19 protein-coding genes are annotated in these 18954 nt (G+C 67.0%); 13 read left to right on the top strand and 6 right to left on the bottom strand.

All coding sequences use genetic code 11. From position 1 onward, the window contains the following. Nucleotides 1–24: 24 nt before the first annotated feature. Both ACJ7C5_RS10710 and ACJ7C5_RS10705 read right to left on the bottom strand, forming a co-directional pair. On the bottom strand, nt 25–735 hold the full coding sequence (locus tag ACJ7C5_RS10710) for a transposase (RefSeq protein WP_412703871.1): 711 nt from the start codon (nt 733–735) through the stop codon (nt 25–27). A gap of 100 nt (nt 736–835) precedes the next feature. Further along, a complete protein-coding gene (locus ACJ7C5_RS10705; protein ID WP_094001314.1) occupies nt 836–1633 on the bottom strand; it encodes an AraC family transcriptional regulator in 798 nt (265 codons plus the stop codon). A gap of 78 nt (nt 1634–1711) precedes the next feature. Here ACJ7C5_RS10705 and ACJ7C5_RS10700 point away from each other — a divergent pair, with 78 nt between their 5' ends. Further along, nucleotides 1712–1966, top strand: coding sequence for a hypothetical protein (locus ACJ7C5_RS10700; protein WP_412703870.1), 255 nt, complete (start codon nt 1712–1714; stop codon nt 1964–1966). Between the two features lie 81 nt (nt 1967–2047). On the opposite strand, the gene ACJ7C5_RS10695 is transcribed toward ACJ7C5_RS10700, so the two are convergent. Both ACJ7C5_RS10695 and ACJ7C5_RS10690 read right to left on the bottom strand, forming a co-directional pair. Then, nucleotides 2048–3037, bottom strand: coding sequence for an energy transducer TonB (locus tag ACJ7C5_RS10695; protein WP_412703869.1), 990 nt, complete (start codon nt 3035–3037; stop codon nt 2048–2050). A gap of 200 nt (nt 3038–3237) precedes the next feature. After that, nucleotides 3238–3858 (bottom strand): TIGR00645 family protein, encoded by a 621-nt coding sequence (locus ACJ7C5_RS10690; RefSeq protein WP_088027888.1) that lies wholly within the window; start codon nt 3856–3858, stop codon nt 3238–3240. A 112-nt stretch (nt 3859–3970) separates the two neighbouring features. On the opposite strand from ACJ7C5_RS10690, the gene ACJ7C5_RS10685 reads away from it, so the two are divergent. From ACJ7C5_RS10685 to ACJ7C5_RS10665, 5 genes are all read left to right on the top strand, one after another. Beyond that, nucleotides 3971–4660, top strand: a complete 690-nt coding sequence (locus tag ACJ7C5_RS10685) for a glutathione binding-like protein (RefSeq protein ID WP_094001311.1) — start codon at nt 3971–3973, stop codon at nt 4658–4660. 157 nt (nt 4661–4817) lie between these two features. After that, nucleotides 4818–7043 carry a S9 family peptidase gene (locus tag ACJ7C5_RS10680; protein WP_412703868.1) on the top strand — a complete coding sequence of 742 codons (2226 nt, stop codon included), beginning with the start codon at nt 4818–4820 and terminating at the stop codon, nt 7041–7043. Nucleotides 7044–7068: 25 nt separating this feature from the next. Next, entirely contained in the window at nt 7069–7584 is a 516-nt protein-coding gene (locus ACJ7C5_RS10675) for a cytochrome c oxidase assembly factor Coa1 family protein (protein WP_412703867.1), read from the top strand. 293 nt (nt 7585–7877) lie between these two features. Beyond that, a complete protein-coding gene (locus tag ACJ7C5_RS10670; RefSeq protein ID WP_412703866.1) occupies nt 7878–9248 on the top strand; it encodes a M12 family metallo-peptidase in 1371 nt (456 codons plus the stop codon). Between the two features lie 38 nt (nt 9249–9286). Beyond that, the gene (locus ACJ7C5_RS10665) at nt 9287–11086 is read left to right on the top strand and encodes a DUF885 domain-containing protein (protein ID WP_412703865.1); all 1800 of its coding nucleotides are present in this window, start codon (nt 9287–9289) and stop codon (nt 11084–11086) included. 105 nt (nt 11087–11191) lie between these two features. Here ACJ7C5_RS10665 and ACJ7C5_RS10660 read toward each other — a convergent pair whose 3' ends face one another. Continuing rightward, the gene (locus ACJ7C5_RS10660) at nt 11192–11656 is read right to left on the bottom strand and encodes a YbjQ family protein (protein ID WP_088027876.1); all 465 of its coding nucleotides are present in this window, start codon (nt 11654–11656) and stop codon (nt 11192–11194) included. 184 nt (nt 11657–11840) lie between these two features. On the opposite strand from ACJ7C5_RS10660, the gene ACJ7C5_RS10655 reads away from it, so the two are divergent. The 4 genes from ACJ7C5_RS10655 to ACJ7C5_RS10640 all read left to right on the top strand — a co-directional run bounded on the left by ACJ7C5_RS10655 (nt 11841) and on the right by ACJ7C5_RS10640 (nt 14440). After that, nucleotides 11841–12089, top strand: a complete 249-nt coding sequence (locus ACJ7C5_RS10655; RefSeq protein ID WP_006475755.1) for a hypothetical protein — start codon at nt 11841–11843, stop codon at nt 12087–12089. A 122-nt stretch (nt 12090–12211) separates the two neighbouring features. Beyond that, a complete protein-coding gene (locus tag ACJ7C5_RS10650; protein ID WP_317222946.1) occupies nt 12212–13129 on the top strand; it encodes a bestrophin family protein in 918 nt (305 codons plus the stop codon). Nucleotides 13130–13148: 19 nt separating this feature from the next. Continuing rightward, entirely contained in the window at nt 13149–14138 is a 990-nt protein-coding gene (hemB, locus tag ACJ7C5_RS10645; RefSeq protein ID WP_006400669.1) for a porphobilinogen synthase, read from the top strand. 32 nt (nt 14139–14170) lie between these two features. After that, a complete protein-coding gene (locus ACJ7C5_RS10640; RefSeq protein ID WP_049461678.1) occupies nt 14171–14440 on the top strand; it encodes a hypothetical protein in 270 nt (89 codons plus the stop codon). Nucleotides 14441–14536: 96 nt separating this feature from the next. Here the strand turns inward: ACJ7C5_RS10640 and ACJ7C5_RS10635 are convergent, their stop codons facing one another. After that, on the bottom strand, nt 14537–15397 hold the full coding sequence (locus ACJ7C5_RS10635) for a hypothetical protein (RefSeq protein ID WP_412703864.1): 861 nt from the start codon (nt 15395–15397) through the stop codon (nt 14537–14539). A 51-nt stretch (nt 15398–15448) separates the two neighbouring features. Here ACJ7C5_RS10635 and aroE point away from each other — a divergent pair, with 51 nt between their 5' ends. From aroE to dinG, 3 genes are all read left to right on the top strand, one after another. Then, on the top strand, nt 15449–16294 hold the full coding sequence (gene aroE / locus ACJ7C5_RS10630) for a shikimate dehydrogenase (protein WP_412703863.1): 846 nt from the start codon (nt 15449–15451) through the stop codon (nt 16292–16294). A 3-nt stretch (nt 16295–16297) separates the two neighbouring features. Then, nucleotides 16298–16651, top strand: coding sequence for a hypothetical protein (locus ACJ7C5_RS10625; protein ID WP_094001303.1), 354 nt, complete (start codon nt 16298–16300; stop codon nt 16649–16651). Nucleotides 16652–16818: 167 nt separating this feature from the next. Beyond that, entirely contained in the window at nt 16819–18921 is a 2103-nt protein-coding gene (gene dinG, locus ACJ7C5_RS10620) for an ATP-dependent DNA helicase DinG (RefSeq protein WP_097049496.1), read from the top strand. The last annotated feature ends 33 nt before the right edge of the window (nt 18922–18954 follow it).

Below are 18954 nucleotides of genomic sequence, written 5' to 3'. Positions count from 1 at the left end.
ATGCAGAAAAGGGGACGGAGGGGATTAAGTCGTTTCTAGCCCTCCCGTCCCCTCTTTGCGCGGGCGCCCACGCTTGCGCAGCATCGCAGGTCGTCCAAGTGTCTGCTCTACCATCCGCAGGTACGCTGTGCTTCCCAATGGATGCTGCGCAGCACTGTGGTTGCGGATTGCCGGCAGGTCAGCGGACGCGTTCACGTCCCGCAGGAACTGCGCATAGAGCGTCGCCCGCTGTCGCTTGGTCGAGGCCAGTGCCTGAAAGGCGGGGTGTTCTGTCAGCATCGGATCATCGCGGCGCTGCAGGTTTCCATGCACGCTCGACCATGGGTGATCTTCCGGGGCGCCTGTCATGCCTGCACGAACTGGATTGAGTTCGATGTAGCGATAAACGCTGAGCAGATAGGCGTCGCTGTCCACCATTGAAGAATGGAAGCGACCCTGCCAGAGCGGTCCGCTGCGCTCATGTCGCTGATTGAAGGCCTGGACGTAGTTGTTGCCCTGCATCCTCATCGCGTTGGCTAGGCCCACACCCGTGGAGGGTGTGGCCAACAGATGAACGTGATTGCCCATCAATACGTAGGCATGCAGCGCGACCTGATGCTTCAGAAACGCACTGTGCAACAGGTGCAGAAACAACTGGCGGTCGATATCGTCAACGAAGATCGCCCCCTTGTTCACACCGCGCTGGGTCACGTGGTACGGCTGGCCGGCCAGCATCAGGCGTGCTTGTCGAGGCATGGGAGTTCAGGAATTCAAGGAGTCGCCAGCCTGCCGCCAAGCGGGCTGTGGTGAACATCAGGCGATGCCGCGAGAAGGTGTGGGGTAGGGCAGAAGCGACTTAATCCCCTCCGTCCCCTTTTCCGTAGCGCGCAGGCGTCACCCCCATCTCGCGCTTGAACACGGCGATGAACGCACTGGGCGTCTCGTAGCCCATCGACAGCGCGACGCTGATCACCGGCTCGCCGGACAGCAGGCGTGGCAGCGACAGCAGCACGCGCAGGCGTTGCCGCCACTGGCTCAAGGTCATGCCGGTCTCGGCCAGCCAATGGCGGGCAAGGCTGCGGCCGGAAAGCCCGCTGCTTGCGGCCCACTCCTCGATGCTGCAGCCGTCTTCAGGTGCGCGCGCCAGTGCGGCGGCGATCTTCTGCAGTCGCCGGTCACGCGGTTGTGGCAGGGCAAGCGGCAGGGGCATGCTGGCGGCAATCTCATCGGCGATCACACCGGCCAGTCGTGCCTGCGCAGCGTCCAGCGGCTGATGGGGCCATCGCAGCGCACGTGTTGTCGCCGCCTGCAGCAGTGCATTGGGCTGGAAAATGCGCGGTGTGGCGGGCAGGCCCAGGCAGGCCTCGGCATTGAAGTACAGGCTCCAGCCATCGAACCCGTCTGCGCTCAGCAGCGCATGGGGTAGCAAGGGCGGTATCCACGCGACGTGACCTGCGGGCAGCAGCCAGTGCAGGTCGTCGGCGGCGATCCGCAGCAGGCCCTGGTGCGCACCCAGCAGCTGGCCGCGGGCGTGCTGGTGGCGGGCCGTGCGACGCATACCGCGCTGGCGTAGCCGGGCCGCCAGCACCACCGGTCCGTCAGCGGCATCGGTCAACGCGGGGTCGAGCAATGCGGTGGTTGTCTGATCTGCCATATTGCTTGGCAGTTATACGGCAGAAACGTCGCGTTCGGGCCCCGACACTGGAGCCCACTTCAACCGAGCGCTTCCCCCATGCGACCACAGGACATCCTTCCCGACCACCAGAACGACGTGCAGGTGAACGGCGTCACCGTGCGCAAGGGCAGTGTCGGTGCCTTTCTGGCCAGCGTTCGTGACTGGCAGGATCCCGCCAGCAATGACGCCACCCGCGCCGCCGCCGAGGCCGACCTGCGTACGCTGCTGCCGGGTCTGCACGCACTGGGCCTGTTCCGTGTGCTGGCTGCGCGTGATCCTGCACTGCAGGACTTGATCGAGGGTGTGGCCTGAAACGGCCAAGGCCCGGACATGCCGGGCCTTGGCGTCATCAAGGGGCGGGAACGACTTAATCCCCTCCGTCCCCTTTTGTGATCAGCCGCCGCCCGGGGCGAACACCAGCGTGCGGCGGGTGGTGACCGGTGCGCTGACCGGTTCGAAACGCCAGCGCTTCACGGCGTTCAGGGCTTCGCGGTCGAAGACGCGGCTCGGTGTCGCACGCAGCACGCGGGCGTTGATCACCGAGCCGTCGGTGCCGACGGTGATCTCCACCAGCACTTCGCCCGAGGTGCCCGAACGCAGTGCTTCGCCCGGATAGCGCGGTGCCGGCGTACTGACCGGGCGCAGCGTGGGCGCAGCGGCGGCGGCTGCCTGGCGTGCGGCGCTGGCCTGCTGGGCCGCCGCCTGCTGCTGCTTCTGTTCGGCTTCGCGGCGGGCGGTGGCCTGGCGCTCGGCTTCCTGGCGTTCGTTGTCGCGGCGCGTGGCGTCCTGCTGCGCGGCAATCTGCTTGGCCGCATCGGCTTCCTTGGCGCGCTGCTCGGCCAGGCGCTGCTGTTCGGCCTGCTGCTTGGTCCGGTCTTCGGCGTCCTTCTTTGCCTTCTCTGCTTCGGTCTCGGTGCGCTTGGCCGCGTTCTCCACGCCCTTGGCCAGGCCTTCCTTCAGGCGCGGCAGGGCAGGGGCGGAGGCGTCCACCTTCTCGATCAGCGCTACCAGGCGCTGCGCCTCGGGGTAGTCCTCACGGCCCAGGTGCTGCTCGGCGGCGATCAGGGTGTAGGGCAGCAGATCGGTCAGCGCACTCTTCACCGAAGCGTCGTCCGGCGTCTTGTCGCGCAGCGCCAGGTAGTACTCGATGGCGTTGTCGCCGGCCGGCGCATACATGCGGTTCTCGCGCAGCGCCTGGCTGGCCGACTCGCGCAGCTGCTCGGTGCCCATCGACTGCACCTTGGCAGCGACCACCGGTGCGGCGGGTGCGGCGGCCGGGGCCGGTGCTGCGGATTCTTCCTTGCCCGAGCAGGCGGCCAGCGCCAGTGCCAGGGCAACCGGCAGCCACCGGCGCGCGGCGGTGATCGTTGAGACGTGCGACATCCTGCTCCCCTCTAGAAGACGACGTGACGTAAATCATTGATATGCATGGCCGGGACCTGCGGTCCGGGCACGGAACGATGACGTTTCCCGACGCCACCGCCGGCAACGGCGAGGGTGCAATCTAGCATCCCGGCCACCGCCGCGCGCAAGGGGCGGTGGCCGGAATGGGCAACGGCATCATGCCGCTGCTGGCAACGATCTCAGTGGTCGTGCGCCTTGTCGTGGGGCTTGCTGTGGCCGTTGGACATCAGCTTGTCGGTCCAGGCGATGCCGATCGCCGACAGGATGAACACGCAGTGGATGATGGTCTGCCACAGCACGCCGTCCTGGGTCAGCATCGAGCAGCGGGCGACACCGATGTTGGCGGCGGCCACGCTCATCTGCTCCGGCGTGCACAGCGGGATGCCGCCCAGCGCGCCACTGGCGATGAAGGTCTTCAACAGGTGGATCGAGGAGATGCCGATGATCGCCATCGCCAGCTTCACCTTCAGCACGCTGGCGTTGACGTGGCTCAGCCACTCCGGCTGGTCCGGATGGCCTTCCAGGCGCAGGCGCGAGACGAAGGTCTCGTAGCCGCCGACGATCACCATCACCAGCAGGTTGGAGATCATCACCACGTCGATCAGGCCCAGCACGATCAGCATGATCTGCTGCTCGCCCATCGAGGCCGAATGCGAGATCAGGTGCCACAGTTCCTTGCCGAACAGGAATACATAGACGCACTGCGCCACGATCAGGCCCAGGTACAGCGGCAGCTGCAGCCAGCGCGAGGCGAAGATCAGCGTGGACAGCGGGGAGAGCGGCGGGCGGTTTGCACTCATGCGGAGGATGCTGCGTTGCGGGGGAGAGGCGAGGTTACCGGCCTGCCGTGACGGTGCCAACCCAACTCTCGCACTAGACTTCAGGTTCCTTTCCGCACCCCGAGCCGCCGCCATGATCGACCTGTATTACTGGCCCACCCCGAACGGCCATAAAGTGACCCTGCTGCTGGAAGAAGCCGGCCTGGAGTACCGCATCCACCCGGTCAACATCGGCTCGGGCGACCAGTTCAAGCCGGAATTCCTCGCCATCTCGCCCAACAACAAGATGCCGGCCATCGTCGACCACGCCCCGGCCGATGGCGGCGCCCCGCAGAGCGTGTTCGAGTCCGGCGCGATTCTGCTGTACCTGGCCGAAAAGACCGGCCAGTTCCTGCCCAGTGACCCGCGCGGCCGCGTCACCACCCTGGAGTGGCTGTTCTGGCAGATGGCCGGCCTGGGCCCGATGAGTGGCCAGATGGGGCATTTCAATGTGTATGCGCCGGAAAAGATCCCGTACGCGATCGAGCGCTATGACAATGAAGTGCGCCGGCTGCACGGGGTGATGGACAAGCGCCTGGCCCAGCACGCCTTCCTGGCCGGCGACGAGTACACCATTGCCGACATGGCCAGCTACCCGTGGATCGGCGCCTACGACAAGCTGCCGGTGGATTTCGCCGCGTTCCCGAACCTCAAGCGCTGGCACGACGCCATCGCCGCGCGCCCGGCCACCCAGCGCGCCTATGCCCTGCGCCAGCAGGTGAACCCCAACGCTGGCAAGCCGCTCAGCGACGAAGAGCGCAAGCACCTGTTCGGCCAGCGCTGACCCAGTACGGTGGGTGCCGACCGTTGGTCGGCACTCCTTGCCGGCACTCCTTATGGGCAAAAGGTCATGCTGCCTTCCTGCACGGGCTTGGTTAGGATGGGGAACGACCGCCCCGTGCTCCGAGCCGGGGTGGACCTGCCGTTTGCCGGGATCCTCCATGCGCCACCTGTTCGCTTCGCTCGCCCTCATGCTCGCCACCACAACCGCCGCCCACGCTGAAAAGCTGACCCTGGAAGCCATCACCGGCCCGCTGCCATTGTCCGGCCCGACCCTGATGAAGCCGAAGGTGGCGCCGGACGGTTCGCAGGTCAGTTTCCTGCGCGGCAAGGACAGCGACCGCAACCAGCTGGACCTGTGGACCTACGACATCGGCAGCGGCCAGACCCGCCTGCTGGTCGATTCCAAGGTGGTGCTGCCCGGCACCGAGACCCTCAGCGATGAGGAAAAGGCACGCCGCGAACGCCAGCGCATCGCCGCGATGACCGGCATCGTCGATTACCAGTGGTCGCCGGACGCGCAGCGCCTGCTGTTCCCGTTGGGCGGCGAACTGTACCTGTACGACCTCAAGCAGCAGGGCCAGGCGGCGGTGCGCCAGCTGACCCACGGTGAAGGTTTCGCCACCGACGCCAAGCTGTCGCCCAAGGGCGGTTTCGTCAGCTTCATTCGTGGCCGCAACCTGTGGGTGATCGACCTGGCCAGTGGCAAGCAGCTGCAGCTCACCCGCGACGGCAGCACCACCATCGGCAACGGCGTGGCCGAGTTCGTCGCCGACGAGGAAATGGACCGCCACACCGGTTACTGGTGGGCGCCGGACGATTCGGCGATCGCCTTCGCCCGCATCGATGAAGCACCGGTGCCGGTGCAGAAGCGCTACGAGGTCTACGCCGACCGCACTGACGTGATCGAGCAGCGTTACCCGGCTGCCGGCGATGCCAACGTGCGCGTGCAGCTGGGCGTGATCGCACCGGCTGCCGATGCGCAGCCGCGCTGGGTCGATCTGGGCAAGGAACAGGACATCTATCTGGCCCGCGTCGATTGGCGCGATGCGCAGCACCTGAGCTTCCAGCGCCAGTCGCGCGACCAGAGGCAGCTGGATCTGGTGGAAGTGGCACTCGATTCCAACCGCCAGCGCGTGCTCGCCCACGAGACCAGCCCGACCTGGGTGCCGCTGCACAACAGCCTGCGCTTCCTTGAAGACGGCAGCGTGCTGTGGTCGTCCGAACGCACCGGCTTCCAGCACCTGTACCGCATCGACAGCAAGGGCAAGGCCACCGCGCTGACCCACGGCAACTGGCCGGTGGACGAGCTGCTGGCGGTCGATGAAAAGGCCGGCAAGGCCTACTTCCGTGCCGGCATCGAGACCTCGCGCGAAAGCCAGATCTACGCGGTGTCGCTGCAGGGCGGTGAGCCGCAGCGCCTGTCGAAGGCACCGGGCATGCACAGCGCCAGCTTCGCCCGCAACGCCAGCGTCTATGTCGACAGCTGGTCCAACAGCACCACGCCGCCGCAGATCGAACTGTTCCGCGCCAATGGCGAGAAGATCGCTACCCTGCTCGAGAACAACCTGGCGGACCCGAAGCATCCGTATGCGCGCTACCGAGATGCGCAGCGCCCGGTCGAGTTCGGCACGTTGATGGCTGCCGATGGCAAGACTCCGCTCAACTACAGCCTGATCAAGCCGGCCGGCTTCGATCCGTCCAAGCGCTACCCGGTGGCCGTATACGTCTACGGTGGCCCGGCCAGCCAGACCGTCACCGACAGCTGGCCTGGCCGTGGCGACCACCTGTTCAACCAGTACCTGGCCCAGCAGGGCTATGTGGTGTTCTCGCTGGACAACCGTGGCACCCCGCGACGTGGCCGTGACTTTGGTGGTGCGTTGTATGGCAAGCAGGGCACAGTGGAAGTGACCGACCAGCTGCGTGGCGTGACCTGGCTGAAGCAGCAGCCGTGGGTGGACCCGGCGCGCATCGGCGTGCAGGGCTGGTCCAACGGTGGCTACATGACCCTGATGCTGCTGGCCAAGGCCTCGAATCAGTACGCCTGTGGCGTGGCCGGTGCGCCGGTCACCGACTGGGGCCTGTACGACAGCCACTACACCGAACGCTACATGGATCTGCCGGCGCGCAATGAAGCGTGTTACCGCGAAGCGCGCGTGCTGACCCATATCGACGGCCTGCGTTCGCCGCTGCTGCTGATCCACGGCATGGCCGACGACAACGTGCTGTTCACCAATTCGACCAGCCTGATGAGCGCGTTGCAGAAGCGTGCACAGCCGTTCGAGCTGATGACCTACCCGGGTGCCAAGCATGGTCTGTCCGGTGCCGATGCCCTGCATCGCTACCGCGTGGCCGAAGCCTTCCTGGGACGTTGCCTGAAGCCCTGATCCGCAGCCGGGAAGGAGCCCGCCGATGACCCTGCCACCACCGATTCCCGCCCATCGACAGACGTCCGCCGGTTGGTGGTGCCGTCATTGGCGCTGGGCGATGCCGTTGACGGTGGTGCTGGTGCTGGGCGGCGCCGGTGGCGTGGTGACCTGGAGCGTGTTGCGCTGGAGCGAGGCGGCACGCGAAAGCCCGCCGATGCGCGAAGCGTTGCGCCGCGCGGGCTGCAGCATCGAACTGGTGGAAGCCTTCGGCGAGCCGCTGCATATCGAATCGATGCCGCTGGGCAGCATGCAGACCGCGATCAACGGCCAGCGCGATGTCGGCCTGACCGTGGCCCTGGAAGGACCGCACGCGCACGGTCGGCTGTTCGTGAAAGGCACCCGCAATGACGACGTGTGGGACTACCCGGTGATGTATGTGCTGGGCGAGGACAAGCAGACCTTCGACCTGACCGCACTGGATGATGACGAGGCCGCACAGGAGTGCGAGCTGCAGGCCTGCCGCGAACGCGGCGACTGTCCACTCACTGCCGCGCTGTGACCGCACGACCGCCGAGACCGAGGCTGTCGTGATCCGCCACAGTTGAATTCACTTGCCGATCGGGCCTCGGCTGAGCGCGGCATGTCTGGTGTGAGGCCAATCAGTGCCGACACCACACGACGCTGATGGACCGGTTCGCGAGTGGCGAAGCCTTCAATCCTCACTGCTTCGATAGCGTGGATTGATAGTGCGAACGACGTTCCGGATTGCTGGCACAGGTTCCCTCCAATGATTGAGCGGTTGCAGCGCAGATCCGACTGCAACGATTCACTTCATACTGGAAGGAGCGTGCAATGCGAACGTATGCAATCAGGACCATGGTAGTGCTGACAGTGTTTGCGCTGCTTTCGATTCCCCCCGGCATGGCTGCTGAGCCCTTCGTGGAGGTACTCTCGGACACACCATTGGCAGGAGCAGAACAGCAGCTGCGCAGAGCAGGCGATGATGTGGACTGGGTACGTCGGGTTCGCGTGAATGAGGTCGCCCTGGCTGCCGATGAGATCACCGTTGATCTCCACGACATGGTTCTTCACCTTGTCCGCGATCCTTCCGAACCCCTGTTCGAGAGCGTCCAGAGTGTGATCTACCGGCCTGCGGGTGACGAAGGTGCACAACGAGAGGCGCGCTCGATCCCTGGTATGCAGTGGGTGGGCAGGGTGAAGGCCGTTTCGCTGGATGTTGAAGGGAAGCCTGGGCCGCCCCCGTACGTGCGAATCTGGTCGGACACTTCAGGAACACATGCGAGATTCAGCCATGGGTTCTGGCATTACACGCTGGACGGCGATCGACTGGTAAAGCGTGATGTGCGCCGCGCTCTACGGGACGAGCGAGACGATGTGAGGGACCGGCGACCAGACCGGCCCGCTCCAGATCTTCCTCCAGGAATTGCCGCCGGAGGGAACGGCGAAGGTCGCGATGTGATTCGGGTTGCGTACGGCTTTGCGGCCGGTGCGTTGGCGGACGGGCTGGATCCGGCAATCGAGCAGGTCAGGGCTGCGGTGATCGAGGCCAATGCCGGCTTTGCAGCAAGTGGTATTGAACTGGAGCTGCAGACGGCGGCCAACGCACTTCCGGGATACCGCGAAACCACGCTTGATCGGACGCTCGATGACATCGCAAAGGGCAGGCAAGGCCCCCTCTGGCTGCTGCACGTGGCGCGGGAAGGCGAGCGAGCCGACGTAATGGTGATGATCATCGATACACATTCAGGCGCTTCCGCATGCGGATTGGCCCAGCAGGTTCTGGCGACCCGGGAAACCGCCTTTCTCGCCGTCGAGCGCAGATGTCTGGACCACCACACCCTTGCACATGAGATGGGCCATCTGCTGGGAGCAGATCATGATCCCGAGAACGCGGCACTTGATCCTCCAAGATTCGCATACGGGCATGGCTATCAGTTCAACGCGGAAGACGTGCCTGGCTGGCGTACCGTCATGGCCTTGGAGTGCGGCGACCGGGCCTGCCCGCGGGTGAACATCTGGTCATCTCCGCTCATCCAGCATGAGGGTGTGCCAACCGGATCCGTTGATCTTCACGACAACGCAAGAGTCCTGCGCGAAACGAAGGGCATCGTAGCCAGCTTCCATCCGGATCCGCCATTGCATGATCCCGATGTCCCAAATGCGGTCGCCGTGACCTCCAGCCGATTGTCGCCATCGCCGTGAGCGCGTAGGGTGCGGGCAACCCTTTGCTGGAGTGTCCCATGAAGCCGATTGCGCTCGCTGTTGCCCTGGCCCTGACTGCCGCCCCGTTGCTGTCCGCACCGCCGGCCCTGGCCGCGCCGGCCGCCAAGGCCGCGACTCCCGCCAGCCCGGCCTGGGTGGCACGCAGCAACGCCCTGGCACAGATCCTGCTGGATGCGCAGGGGCCGTTCCAGCCGGAAGAAACCGGCTTCTTCGGCGTTCCCGGTTATGACGACAAGGTGGCCGACCTCGGCCCGGACAATGATGCGCGCTACCGCGCCGCGATGGCCAAGGCCCGCGACGAGCTGAAGGCGAAGCTGGCCGCCGAAAAGGATCCCAATGTCCGCCAGGACCTGGAGATCATGATCCATGCCGCCAGCCAGAACATCGAAGGCAGCGAGCTCAACGAGAAGTACCTGCTGCCGTGGAGCGATGCGCCGCAGACGGTGTTCAGCGGCCTCAACCTGCTGCTGTCCGACCAGGTGCCGGCTGAGCGCCGGGCCAAGGCGGTCGACCGCCTCAAGGCCTATGCCGGCCTGCAACCGGGCGGCACCGCCTTCACCACGCTGGCCCGCCAGCGCTACGAGGAACGGCTGAAGGACAGCAGCCTGCTGCAACCGACGAAGATCGAAGTGCAGCAGTCGCTGGACAACGTCGAGACCTACATCACCGGCATCGAGTCGCTGCTGAAGAAGTACCAGATTGCCGGCGCCGATGAAGCGATGAAGGCCCTGGCCGGGCAGATGAAGGACTACGCCAGCTGGACGCGCACCACCGTGCTGCCGAAGGCGCGCTCCGACGCACGCCTGCCGGCGCCGCTGTACGCCTATCAGCTCAAGCAGGTCGGCATCGACATCGACCCGAAGCTGCTGATGCAGCGCGCGCAGCTGGAATTCATGGAAACCCGCTCGGCGATGCAGCAGCTGGCGCCGCTGGTGGTGAAGGACAAGGGCCTGAAGGTGGCCGACCCGAGCGACCCGGTGGCGGTGATCCGTGCACTGAAGGCCGACAAGATCGCCGACGATCATCTGGAAGGCCACTACCGCAAGGTGATCGATGCGATCGATCCACTGATCCGCGAGCACGCGATCGTCGACGTGCCCAAGCGCGCCATGCAGATGCGCCTGGGTTCGGCTGCCGAGAGTGCCGCCAGCCCGGCGCCGCATTTCCTGCCGGCGCCGCTGGTCAACAACACCGGGCAGCAGGGCACCTTCGTGCTGCCGCTGGGCAACCCGGCCGCCGGCCCGGGCGCACAGTACGACGATTTCAACTTCGGTGCGGCGGCGTGGACGCTGAGCGCGCATGAAGGCCGTCCCGGCCACGAGCTGCAGTTCACCGCGATGGTCGAGCGCGGCATCTCGCTGGCGCGCACCATGTTCGCGTTCAATTCGGTGAACGTGGAAGGTTGGGCGCTGTACGCCGAAGCCGAGATGGTGCCGTACGAGCCGCTGGACGGGCAGATGATCGCCCTGCAGTTCCGCCTGCTGCGTGCCGCGCGCGCGATGCTGGACCCGATGCTCAACCTCGGCCTGACCGACCGTGCCAACGGCGAGCGCGTGCTGATGGAGCAGGTCGGTCTGTCCAAGGCGATGGCCACCCAGGAACTGGACCGCTACATGGTGCGCATGCCGGGCCAGGCCGGCAGCTACTTCTATGGCTATACCCGCATCCTGGAGCTGCGCATGCAGACCGAGCTGGCGCTGGGCGCGAAGTTCGACCGTCTGGCCTTCAACAACTTCCTGCTCGACCAGGGCCTGCTGCCGCCGGACCAGCTGGCCGATGCGGTGAACAAGGTGTTCGTGCCGAAGTACAAGCGCTGAGCATCATCGGGTAGTGCCGGCCGCTGGCCGGCATTCTCTGGGCGTTGGACAGGTTCCTGAGGTTGCCGGCCAGCGGCCGGCACTACCCGCGGTGACCCGAGAGGGTCACCGCTGCGGTTGCGGTGTGATCACCTGTGTCGGCAACCGCGCCGGCGGTGCCGGATTCGGCACCCAGATCGCGACGCCGGCGGCGCGCTTCTGCGTGGTCGGAATACCGATGCCGACGCCACCGCCCACATGCGAGCCGAACGAACCGGCGCCCACCGACATGCCCACCGGCGAACCGCTGCTGCCGACACCCATCAGCACCACACCATTGGCACCCAGCGCCGCAGCCTCGCGCTTCAGGCGTGCCACGGCGGCATCAGTCTGGCCCTGGGTGCCGAAGCCGACGGCCGACGCCGATTCCAGCTGGGCGATTTCCTGGGAACCGGCCGGCGGGGTGGAATAGATCTGCACCAGCGCCGGATCGATCGGTGCGCGGGCGCGGCCCAGCATCACCTTGGAGGTGCTGGCACAGCCAGCGGCGACCAGCAGGATGGCCGCCAACGCGGCCCAACGGATATTCATGGCACGACCCCTGTAGGACTGGTTGCGATCATCGGCGGGCCACTCTGAATCGGCGCCAACACCCGGGCCAGGGCACGCACGGCAGCACGCTAGCACGGTGGCGGTGACAGCCCCGCCAATGGCAGTAGGCGGCGGCAGCGGGAACGTCTATGGTTGGGGCAGGAACCAACTGCGGGAGAGCGGCATGGGTGTGATCAGTCTGTTGTGGGGCGTACTGGCGCTGTTGTGGATGATCCTGGCGCTGATTCCACTGCTCGGCTGGGGCAACTGGTTCCTGATCCCGTTCGCTGCGGTGGGCGCGGTCATCGCCGCGCTGGGCATCCTGTTCACCCACCCGAGCAAGCGTGGCCGGGCCTGGGCCGGTCTGGTCCTGAACGGCATCGTGGTGGTGGTGGGCATCCTCCGCCTCGGCCTGGGTGGCGGCGTGATCTGAGCCTGCGCCCGGGTGCGACAGGGCGTCGCAGGCGCACGGCCGATGGCCGGGCAGGGGCGTACAATGGATGGCTGCGCGAGCCCCCCGCGTGCCTGTGAATCCGCGCCCGGCGCGGCTGCCCCATGATCATCCGACCCCGTCCCCACGGCTGGCAACTGCTGTACATCCTGCGCGGTTCGATCGTCAAAGCGATCGCGCCCAAGGTGCTGGCCATCCTGATCCTGTCCATCGCCGTGGCTGCGGTGGTGGAACTGGCGCCGCCGACCGGCATCGAACGCGTTTCGGTCACGCCGTTCACCCTGCTCGGACTGGTGCTGTCGATCTTCCTCAGCTTCCGCAACAGCGCCTGCTATGAGCGCTGGTGGGAAGGCCGCAAGCTGTGGGGCCAGCTGGTCTACGAATCGCGCTCGCTGGCCCGCCAGGTGAACCTGCTGCTGGCCGATGACACCGGCCGTCGTCGTCGCATCGCCTACCTCACCACCGCCTTCGCCCATGCACTGGCCGGTCGCCTGCGCGGGCGCATCGTGGCGCTGATGGCCCTGCCGTGGCTGGACAAGCGCCAGCGCGAACAACTCGGGCAGCGCGAGAACGTGCCCGACGCGCTGTTGTCGATGATCGCCGCCGAGCTGGCGCAGGCCCTGCGCAGCGGTGAGCTGGACCCGATCCTCTACACCCAGCTGGAAGAACGCCTGCACGCGATGTCGTCGATCCAGGCCGGCTGCGAGCGCATTCTCACCACACCGCTGCCGTTTGCCTACACCCTGCTGCTGCACCGCTGCGCATGGATGTTCTGCGTGCTGCTGCCGTTCGGCCTGGCCAGTTCGCTGGGCTGGGGCACGCCGGTGCTGTCGGCGGTGCTGGCCTATGCCTTCTTCGGCCTGGACCAGTTGGGCGAAGAAATGGAAGACCCGTTCGGCCTGGAGCCGAACGACCTGCCGCTGGACGCACTGGTGCGCACGATCGAGATCGACCAGCTCGACGCGCTCGGCGAACGCCCATTGCCCGAACCCCTGCTGCCGCAGGGCTACCTGTTGCAATAGCCACTCCTCGGAGCCTGCCATGTCCCACCCGCTTTACCGCCCGCGCCGCATGCGCCATGACGAGTTCTCACGCCGCCTGATGCGCGAGAACACGCTGACCACCGACGACCTGATCTACCCGGTGTTCGTGCACGAACTGGCCGGCCGCACCGCAGTACCGTCGATGCCGGGCGTGGAGCGGTTGTCGATCGAAGAGCTGCTGAAGGTGGCCGAAGAGGCGCTGGAGCTGGGCATCCCGGTGATCGACCTGTTCCCGGTGATCGACCCGTCGCTGAAGTCGCTGGATGCGTCGGCGGCGTGGGCCGAGGACGGCCTGGCGCAGCGTGCGATCCGCGCGCTGAAGTCGCGCTTCCCGGAGCTGGGGGTGATGACCGACGTGGCGCTGGACCCGTACACCACCCACGGCCAGGACGGCATCATCGACGACAAGGGCTATGTGCTGAACGACATCACCGTCGAGGCGCTGGTCAAGCAGTCGGTATCGCACGCCGAGGCCGGCGTCGACATCGTTTCGCCGTCGGACATGATGGACGGCCGCATCGGCGCGATCCGTCGTGCGCTGGATGCCGACAACCACATCAACGTGCGCATCATGGCCTACTCGGCCAAGTACGCCTCGGCGTTCTACGGCCCGTTCCGTGACGCGGTGGGCAGCGCGGCCAGCCTCGGCAAGGCCGACAAGAAGACCTACCAGATGGACCCGGCCAACGGCGACGAGGCCCTGCGTGAGATCGCGCTGGATCTGGAAGAGGGCGCCGACATGGTGATGGTCAAGCCGGGCATGCCGTACCTGGACCTGGTGCGCCGGGTGAAGGAGACCTTCGGCGTGCCGACCTTCGCCTATCAGGTGAGTGGCGAGTACGCGATGATGAAGGCCGCCTTCGCCAACGGCTGGCTGGACGAGCGCGCCTGCGTGCTGGAGTCGCTGCTGGGCTTCAAGCGGGCCGGTGCCGATGGTGTGCTGACCTATTTCGCGCCGCAGGTGGCGCGATGGCTGCGCGAGCGCTGACAATAGCGCCACGATAGACGGAGGAATACGCGATGGGACCCGAACTGGGATGGATGCAATGGCTGATCTGGGGCATCGGTACGCTGGTGTTCGGCGCCATCATCGTCGGTGTCTTCATCGCCGCCTGGCGGGCCGGCAAGCGCCCGCCGGAGCAGCTCTCCGCCGCCCGCCACGTGGCCCGTGAGCAGGCCCTGCCCGACAGCGTGCAGGCCGAGCTGGCCGCGTTGAACCAGCGCAAGGACAACGGCCAGCTGAGCGAGCTGGAGTACGAACAGCAGCGCGCCAAAGTACTGTCGCGCTGACTCTCAGTTCTGGTAGCCGCCAACCTTGGTTGGCGCTTTCCCGCATGCCAACCAAGGTTGGCATCTACCAGACGGCTATCCACGCATGGCGTGGATCTACCGGATACACCCGGCCACCGCCGCCACCTTCGGCACCGCCAGCCGGTACACATCCACGCCACCGGCACGTGGCGCCTTCGCCGCACTGCTGGCAACCATCATCTCGCCCGGCTTGGCATTGTCGATCACCGGCGCGCCGGTCCAGCCGCCGGCTTGGTTGAACGACAGCCCCAGCGGCTGCAGCGCCACGCCGCTCCACGCACAGCCGCTGCTCCACACCTGCGCGGTCGTGCCGCTGCCGCGGCTGAACACCACCGCGCCGTCATGGCCCAGCCAATCGCCATCGGTCTCGTCATCGGCGCTGTTCAACGCGGTCAACGCCGTTGCAGGGCCACGCCTGCCCTGGGCATCCAGCGTTGCCACGAACAGGTCCCAGCCGGCGCCACCGCCCTGCTGCCGAGCAAACAACAGCCGCTGGCCATCCGCGCTCAGGGCCGGTCCGCGTTCTTCCCGGCGCCCGCCATCGCCGGCCAGGGCCTGCGCGCTGCCCAGCCGGCCATCGGCGGCCAGCGCGGCCCGATACAGCGCCAGCTTGCCCTCGCGGCCGGCCGCGAACAGCAGCCAGCGGCCGTCACGGCTGAAGTAGGGATCGCGGGCTTCACCGGCCACGCCCACCGGCAGTGCCTGTGCCTGCTGCCAGCGACCGTCCACCACGCGTGCCTCCCACAGGCCCCAGCCGGCCTCGCCGCGGCGGGCGAAAACGATGCGCTGGCCATCGGCGCTGATCGTGGCGCGGCCCTCGTCGGCACGGGTCGAGACCACGCCCATGCCTTCGATGCCGTACTCGTTCAACGCCATCGCCACGGGGGCAGAGAGTAGACTGGCGGCAAGCACCAGCAGGGGCGGGGTGATGCGCATCATCCGGGTCCGTGCACGAAAGAGCATCAGTCTAGCCAGCTTGAGGATTCCATGACCGACCGTTACGCCGTCTTCGGACACCCCGTTGCCCACTCGAAGTCGCCGCAGATCCACGCGACGTTCGGTCGCCAGGAAGGCATCGCGGTGGATTACCGCGCGATCGACCTGGCCCCGGATGCGTTCCTGGCCGGCCTGGAAGCCTTCGCCGTCGACGGCGGCGTCGGCGCCAACGTCACCTCGCCGCACAAGGAAGCCGCGTTCTCGGTGTGCACCACTCTGACTGCACGTGCGCGCCGCGCCGGTTCGGTCAACACGCTGCTGCGCAAGGGCGACCGCTGGCATGGCGACACCACCGATGGCATCGGCCTGGTGCGTGACCTGACCGACCGCCACGGCCTGGACCTGCGTGGCCGCCGCATGCTGCTGATCGGTGCCGGTGGCTCCGCGCGCAGCGTCGCTCCGGCCTTCCTCGATGCCGGCATCACCGAGCTGGTGGTGGTCAACCGCACGCCGGAACGTGCCGATGAACTGATCGACGCCATGGGCGAGCCGGGCCGCGCGATCAGCCGCTACTGGGAAGACCTGCGCGAGCTGGGCGACTTCGAGCTGATCGTCAATGCCACCTCGGCCGGCCGCGACCGCGACGTCGAGTTCAAGCTGCCGCTGTCGCTGGTCAATTCAATGACCACCGCCGTCGACCTGAACTACGGCGAGGCCGCCATCGCCTTCCTGGCCTGGGCGCGCGCGGCGAACTGCCGCAATACCGTGGATGGCCTGGGCATGCTGGTCGAGCAGGCGGCAGAGAGCTTCCTGCAGTGGCATGGCGTGCGCCCGCAGACCGACGAGATCTACCAGTCGCTGCGCCAGGGCTCGGCCGTGCTGGCCGGCGAGGACTGATCGATGGACAGCACAACCTTGATGGTGACCGTGCTGAGCATGGTCGGCGTGCGCCTGCCGGTGCTGATCGCGCTGTGCATCGGCCTGGTCTGGGTGGTCGGCGCGCCGCGCGATGCCACCCGCACCGGCGCCCTGGTCGGCCTGGTGCTGTTGCTGCTGTCCAGCTTGGGCGGCCTGGTGGCGGGTGTCCTGCCGATGTGGCTGGTCAGCAGTGGCAACTTCAGCGCCATCTCGGGCATGGGCGCCATCCTCGGCGTGCTGCATTTCGCGCTGGCCATGGTCGAGGCCATCGGCGTGGTGCTGCTGGTGTGGGCACTGGTGCGCCTGCTGCGTAGCCGTACGATCCCGGCGGCCTGAGCGGCAGCGCCGGGCCAGGCCCGGCGTATCTGGCCCTTGGGCAGTCCGGCGATCGGACCGTGACCGCCGCCGGGCGTCGTCGCTGGCCCGTTCAGGGTGCCAGCGACGGTGAACGCGGCCGGCCATGCGACAATGACCGGCCTGATCCAGCCACGGTACTTCCCGGCGTGACCGAAACCGTCGCCGCTCCGCGCACGCTCGATGACACCTTGAAGGACGCGATCCGCAAGGCGTACACGACGCTGCAGGCCAATACCCCCGGCTTCTCCACCCGTCGCTCGCAGAGCCAGATGATCGGTGTGGTGTCGCGTGCGCTGTCGAAAAGCGGTGGCGTCGGCGTGGTCGAAGCGCCCACCGGCGTCGGCAAGAGCCTGGGCTACCTCACCGCAGGCGTGCCGATCGCGCTGGCCAGCAAGAAGAAGCTGGTGATCAGCACCGGCACCGTGGCGCTGCAGTCGCAGCTGGTCGAGCGCGACATCCCGAATTTCCTCAAGGCCACCGGCCTGGAAGCGACCGTGGCGCTGGCCAAGGGCCGCACCCGTTACCTGTGCACGCGCAATGCCGCCGAGGCCCAGGGCGAGGGCTCGCAGGGTGGCATGTTCGAGGATGACGCGCCGCTGTTCGACCGGCCGCTGGCGCCGATCGAGATGGACATCGCCAAGCGCCTGACCGATGCCTTCACCGGCGGCAGCTGGGATGGCGACATCGACAACGCACCGGAGACCATCAGCCCCGGCCTGCGCAGCCGCATCACCACGCCGGCTTCGGGCTGCGCGGGGCGTCGTTGTGCCTATTCGGCGCAGTGTGCGGTGCTGCGTTCGCGCAACACCGTGCGTGATGCGCAGATCGTGGTCACCAATCACGCGCTGCTGCTGTCGGCACTGTCGATCGGTGACAGCGACAACGGACAGCCGCTGATTGCGCCGCCGTCGGACATGCTGCTGGTGCTGGACGAAGGCCATCACATCGGCAACGTGGCGATCGACCAGGGCGCGGCGAGCCTGGCGCTGGACGAGATGGCCAAGCGAACCGGCCGCCTGCAGATCCTGATTGCCGGTGCCTACCGCGCGGTCGACAAGGATCGCCTCGGCAACCTGCTGCCGAACGAAGCGATCGAGGTGGCCAGCAACGTGGCCAAACAGCTGCGCGCGTTCCGCGACCACATCGAACGGGTGTGGATGCCGGCACCGGCCGACGAAGAGCCGATGTGGCGCGCGGCCAATGGGCGCCTGCCCGAGGCCTGGCGCGAGCCGATCGAGGCCCTGGCCGACGATACCCGCAGCCTCTACAACTGGGCGCATGCCGCCACCGCGCAGGTGGCCAAGGGCAAGCCGGACGATGCCGCGCGCGAGCGCCTGCAGCGCAACCTGGGCATGGCGCTGGAAATGATCGAGCAGCAGTACAACCTGTGGCAGGCGTGGCGCCGCGAGGACAAGGACGGCGCACCGCCGATGGCGCGCTGGGTCACCGCCACCCGTGACGGCGACCTGGTGCTGCACGGTTCGCCGGTGTCGGCCGCGCACGTGCTGCGCAAGCTGCTGTGGGATGAAGTGGACTCGGTGGTGATGACCTCGGCGACGCTGACCGGCGGCGGTGACTTCCAGTCACTGGCGATCGACAACGGCATTCCCGAAGAGGCCGAGATGGTCTCGCTGTCCTCGCCGTTCGACCTGCCCAACCAGGCCGAGCTGATCGTGCCGAAGTTCCCGGTCACCCCGGACGACCGCGAAGGGCACCCGCGCGAAGTGGCGCGCTACCTCGACACCGAACTGGACTGGGCCAAGGGCTCGATGGTGCTGTTCACCTCGCGCTGGAAGATGGAGAAGGTGGCCGGGCTGATGTCGACCGCGCGCCGCAAGCAGGTGCTGGTGCAGGGCGAGATGTCCAAGACCCGCCTGATCGACGAGCATCTGCGGCGCGTGGCCGCAGGCGAAGGCTCGGTGCTGTTCGGCCTGAATTCGTTCGGCGAGGGCCTCGACCTGCCCGGTGAGGCCTGCACCACGGTGGTGATCACCCAGGTGCCGTTCGCAGTGCCGACCGACCCGCAGACCGCCACGCTCAGTGAATGGTTCGAGGGGCGCGGGCTCAACGCCTTCAATCTGATCGCGATTCCGCACGCGCTGCGCACGCTGACCCAGTTCGCCGGCCGCCTGATCCGCACCTCCACCGACACCGGCCGCGTGGTCATCCTCGATTCGCGGCTGCTGACCCGCCGCTACGGCAAGCGCATCATCGACGCGTTGCCGCCGTTCAAGCGCGTGATCGGCTGACACGGGGTCGGATCCCTTCCGCAGGAAAGGCTC

It is taken from the genome of Nocardiopsis yanglingensis, from assembly GCF_045809185.1.
Lineage (GTDB): Bacteria > Pseudomonadota > Gammaproteobacteria > Xanthomonadales > Xanthomonadaceae > Stenotrophomonas > Stenotrophomonas yanglingensis.
Note: the sequence above shows the minus strand (reverse complement) of the source record. Positions and strands in the feature narration are given on the sequence as shown.

What these genes read in the sequence shown, in the direction of transcription:
- ACJ7C5_RS10710 (WP_412703871.1), bottom strand. Translation starts at nt 735, where the DNA reads ATGCCTCGACAAGCACGCCTGATGCTGGCCGGCCAGCCGTACCACGTG.
- ACJ7C5_RS10705 (WP_094001314.1), bottom strand. Translation starts at nt 1,633, where the DNA reads ATGGCAGATCAGACAACCACCGCATTGCTCGACCCCGCGTTGACCGAT.
- ACJ7C5_RS10700 (WP_412703870.1), top strand. Translation starts at nt 1,712, where the DNA reads ATGCGACCACAGGACATCCTTCCCGACCACCAGAACGACGTGCAGGTG.
- ACJ7C5_RS10695 (WP_412703869.1), bottom strand. Translation starts at nt 3,037, where the DNA reads ATGTCGCACGTCTCAACGATCACCGCCGCGCGCCGGTGGCTGCCGGTT.
- ACJ7C5_RS10690 (WP_088027888.1), bottom strand. Translation starts at nt 3,858, where the DNA reads ATGAGTGCAAACCGCCCGCCGCTCTCCCCGCTGTCCACGCTGATCTTC.
- ACJ7C5_RS10685 (WP_094001311.1), top strand. Translation starts at nt 3,971, where the DNA reads ATGATCGACCTGTATTACTGGCCCACCCCGAACGGCCATAAAGTGACC.
- ACJ7C5_RS10680 (WP_412703868.1), top strand. Translation starts at nt 4,818, where the DNA reads ATGCGCCACCTGTTCGCTTCGCTCGCCCTCATGCTCGCCACCACAACC.
- ACJ7C5_RS10675 (WP_412703867.1), top strand. Translation starts at nt 7,069, where the DNA reads ATGACCCTGCCACCACCGATTCCCGCCCATCGACAGACGTCCGCCGGT.
- ACJ7C5_RS10670 (WP_412703866.1), top strand. Translation starts at nt 7,878, where the DNA reads ATGCGAACGTATGCAATCAGGACCATGGTAGTGCTGACAGTGTTTGCG.
- ACJ7C5_RS10665 (WP_412703865.1), top strand. Translation starts at nt 9,287, where the DNA reads ATGAAGCCGATTGCGCTCGCTGTTGCCCTGGCCCTGACTGCCGCCCCG.
- ACJ7C5_RS10660 (WP_088027876.1), bottom strand. Translation starts at nt 11,656, where the DNA reads ATGAATATCCGTTGGGCCGCGTTGGCGGCCATCCTGCTGGTCGCCGCT.
- ACJ7C5_RS10655 (WP_006475755.1), top strand. Translation starts at nt 11,841, where the DNA reads ATGGGTGTGATCAGTCTGTTGTGGGGCGTACTGGCGCTGTTGTGGATG.
- ACJ7C5_RS10650 (WP_317222946.1), top strand. Translation starts at nt 12,212, where the DNA reads ATGATCATCCGACCCCGTCCCCACGGCTGGCAACTGCTGTACATCCTG.
- hemB (WP_006400669.1), top strand. Translation starts at nt 13,149, where the DNA reads ATGTCCCACCCGCTTTACCGCCCGCGCCGCATGCGCCATGACGAGTTC.
- ACJ7C5_RS10640 (WP_049461678.1), top strand. Translation starts at nt 14,171, where the DNA reads ATGGGACCCGAACTGGGATGGATGCAATGGCTGATCTGGGGCATCGGT.
- ACJ7C5_RS10635 (WP_412703864.1), bottom strand. Translation starts at nt 15,397, where the DNA reads ATGCGCATCACCCCGCCCCTGCTGGTGCTTGCCGCCAGTCTACTCTCT.
- aroE (WP_412703863.1), top strand. Translation starts at nt 15,449, where the DNA reads ATGACCGACCGTTACGCCGTCTTCGGACACCCCGTTGCCCACTCGAAG.
- ACJ7C5_RS10625 (WP_094001303.1), top strand. Translation starts at nt 16,298, where the DNA reads ATGGACAGCACAACCTTGATGGTGACCGTGCTGAGCATGGTCGGCGTG.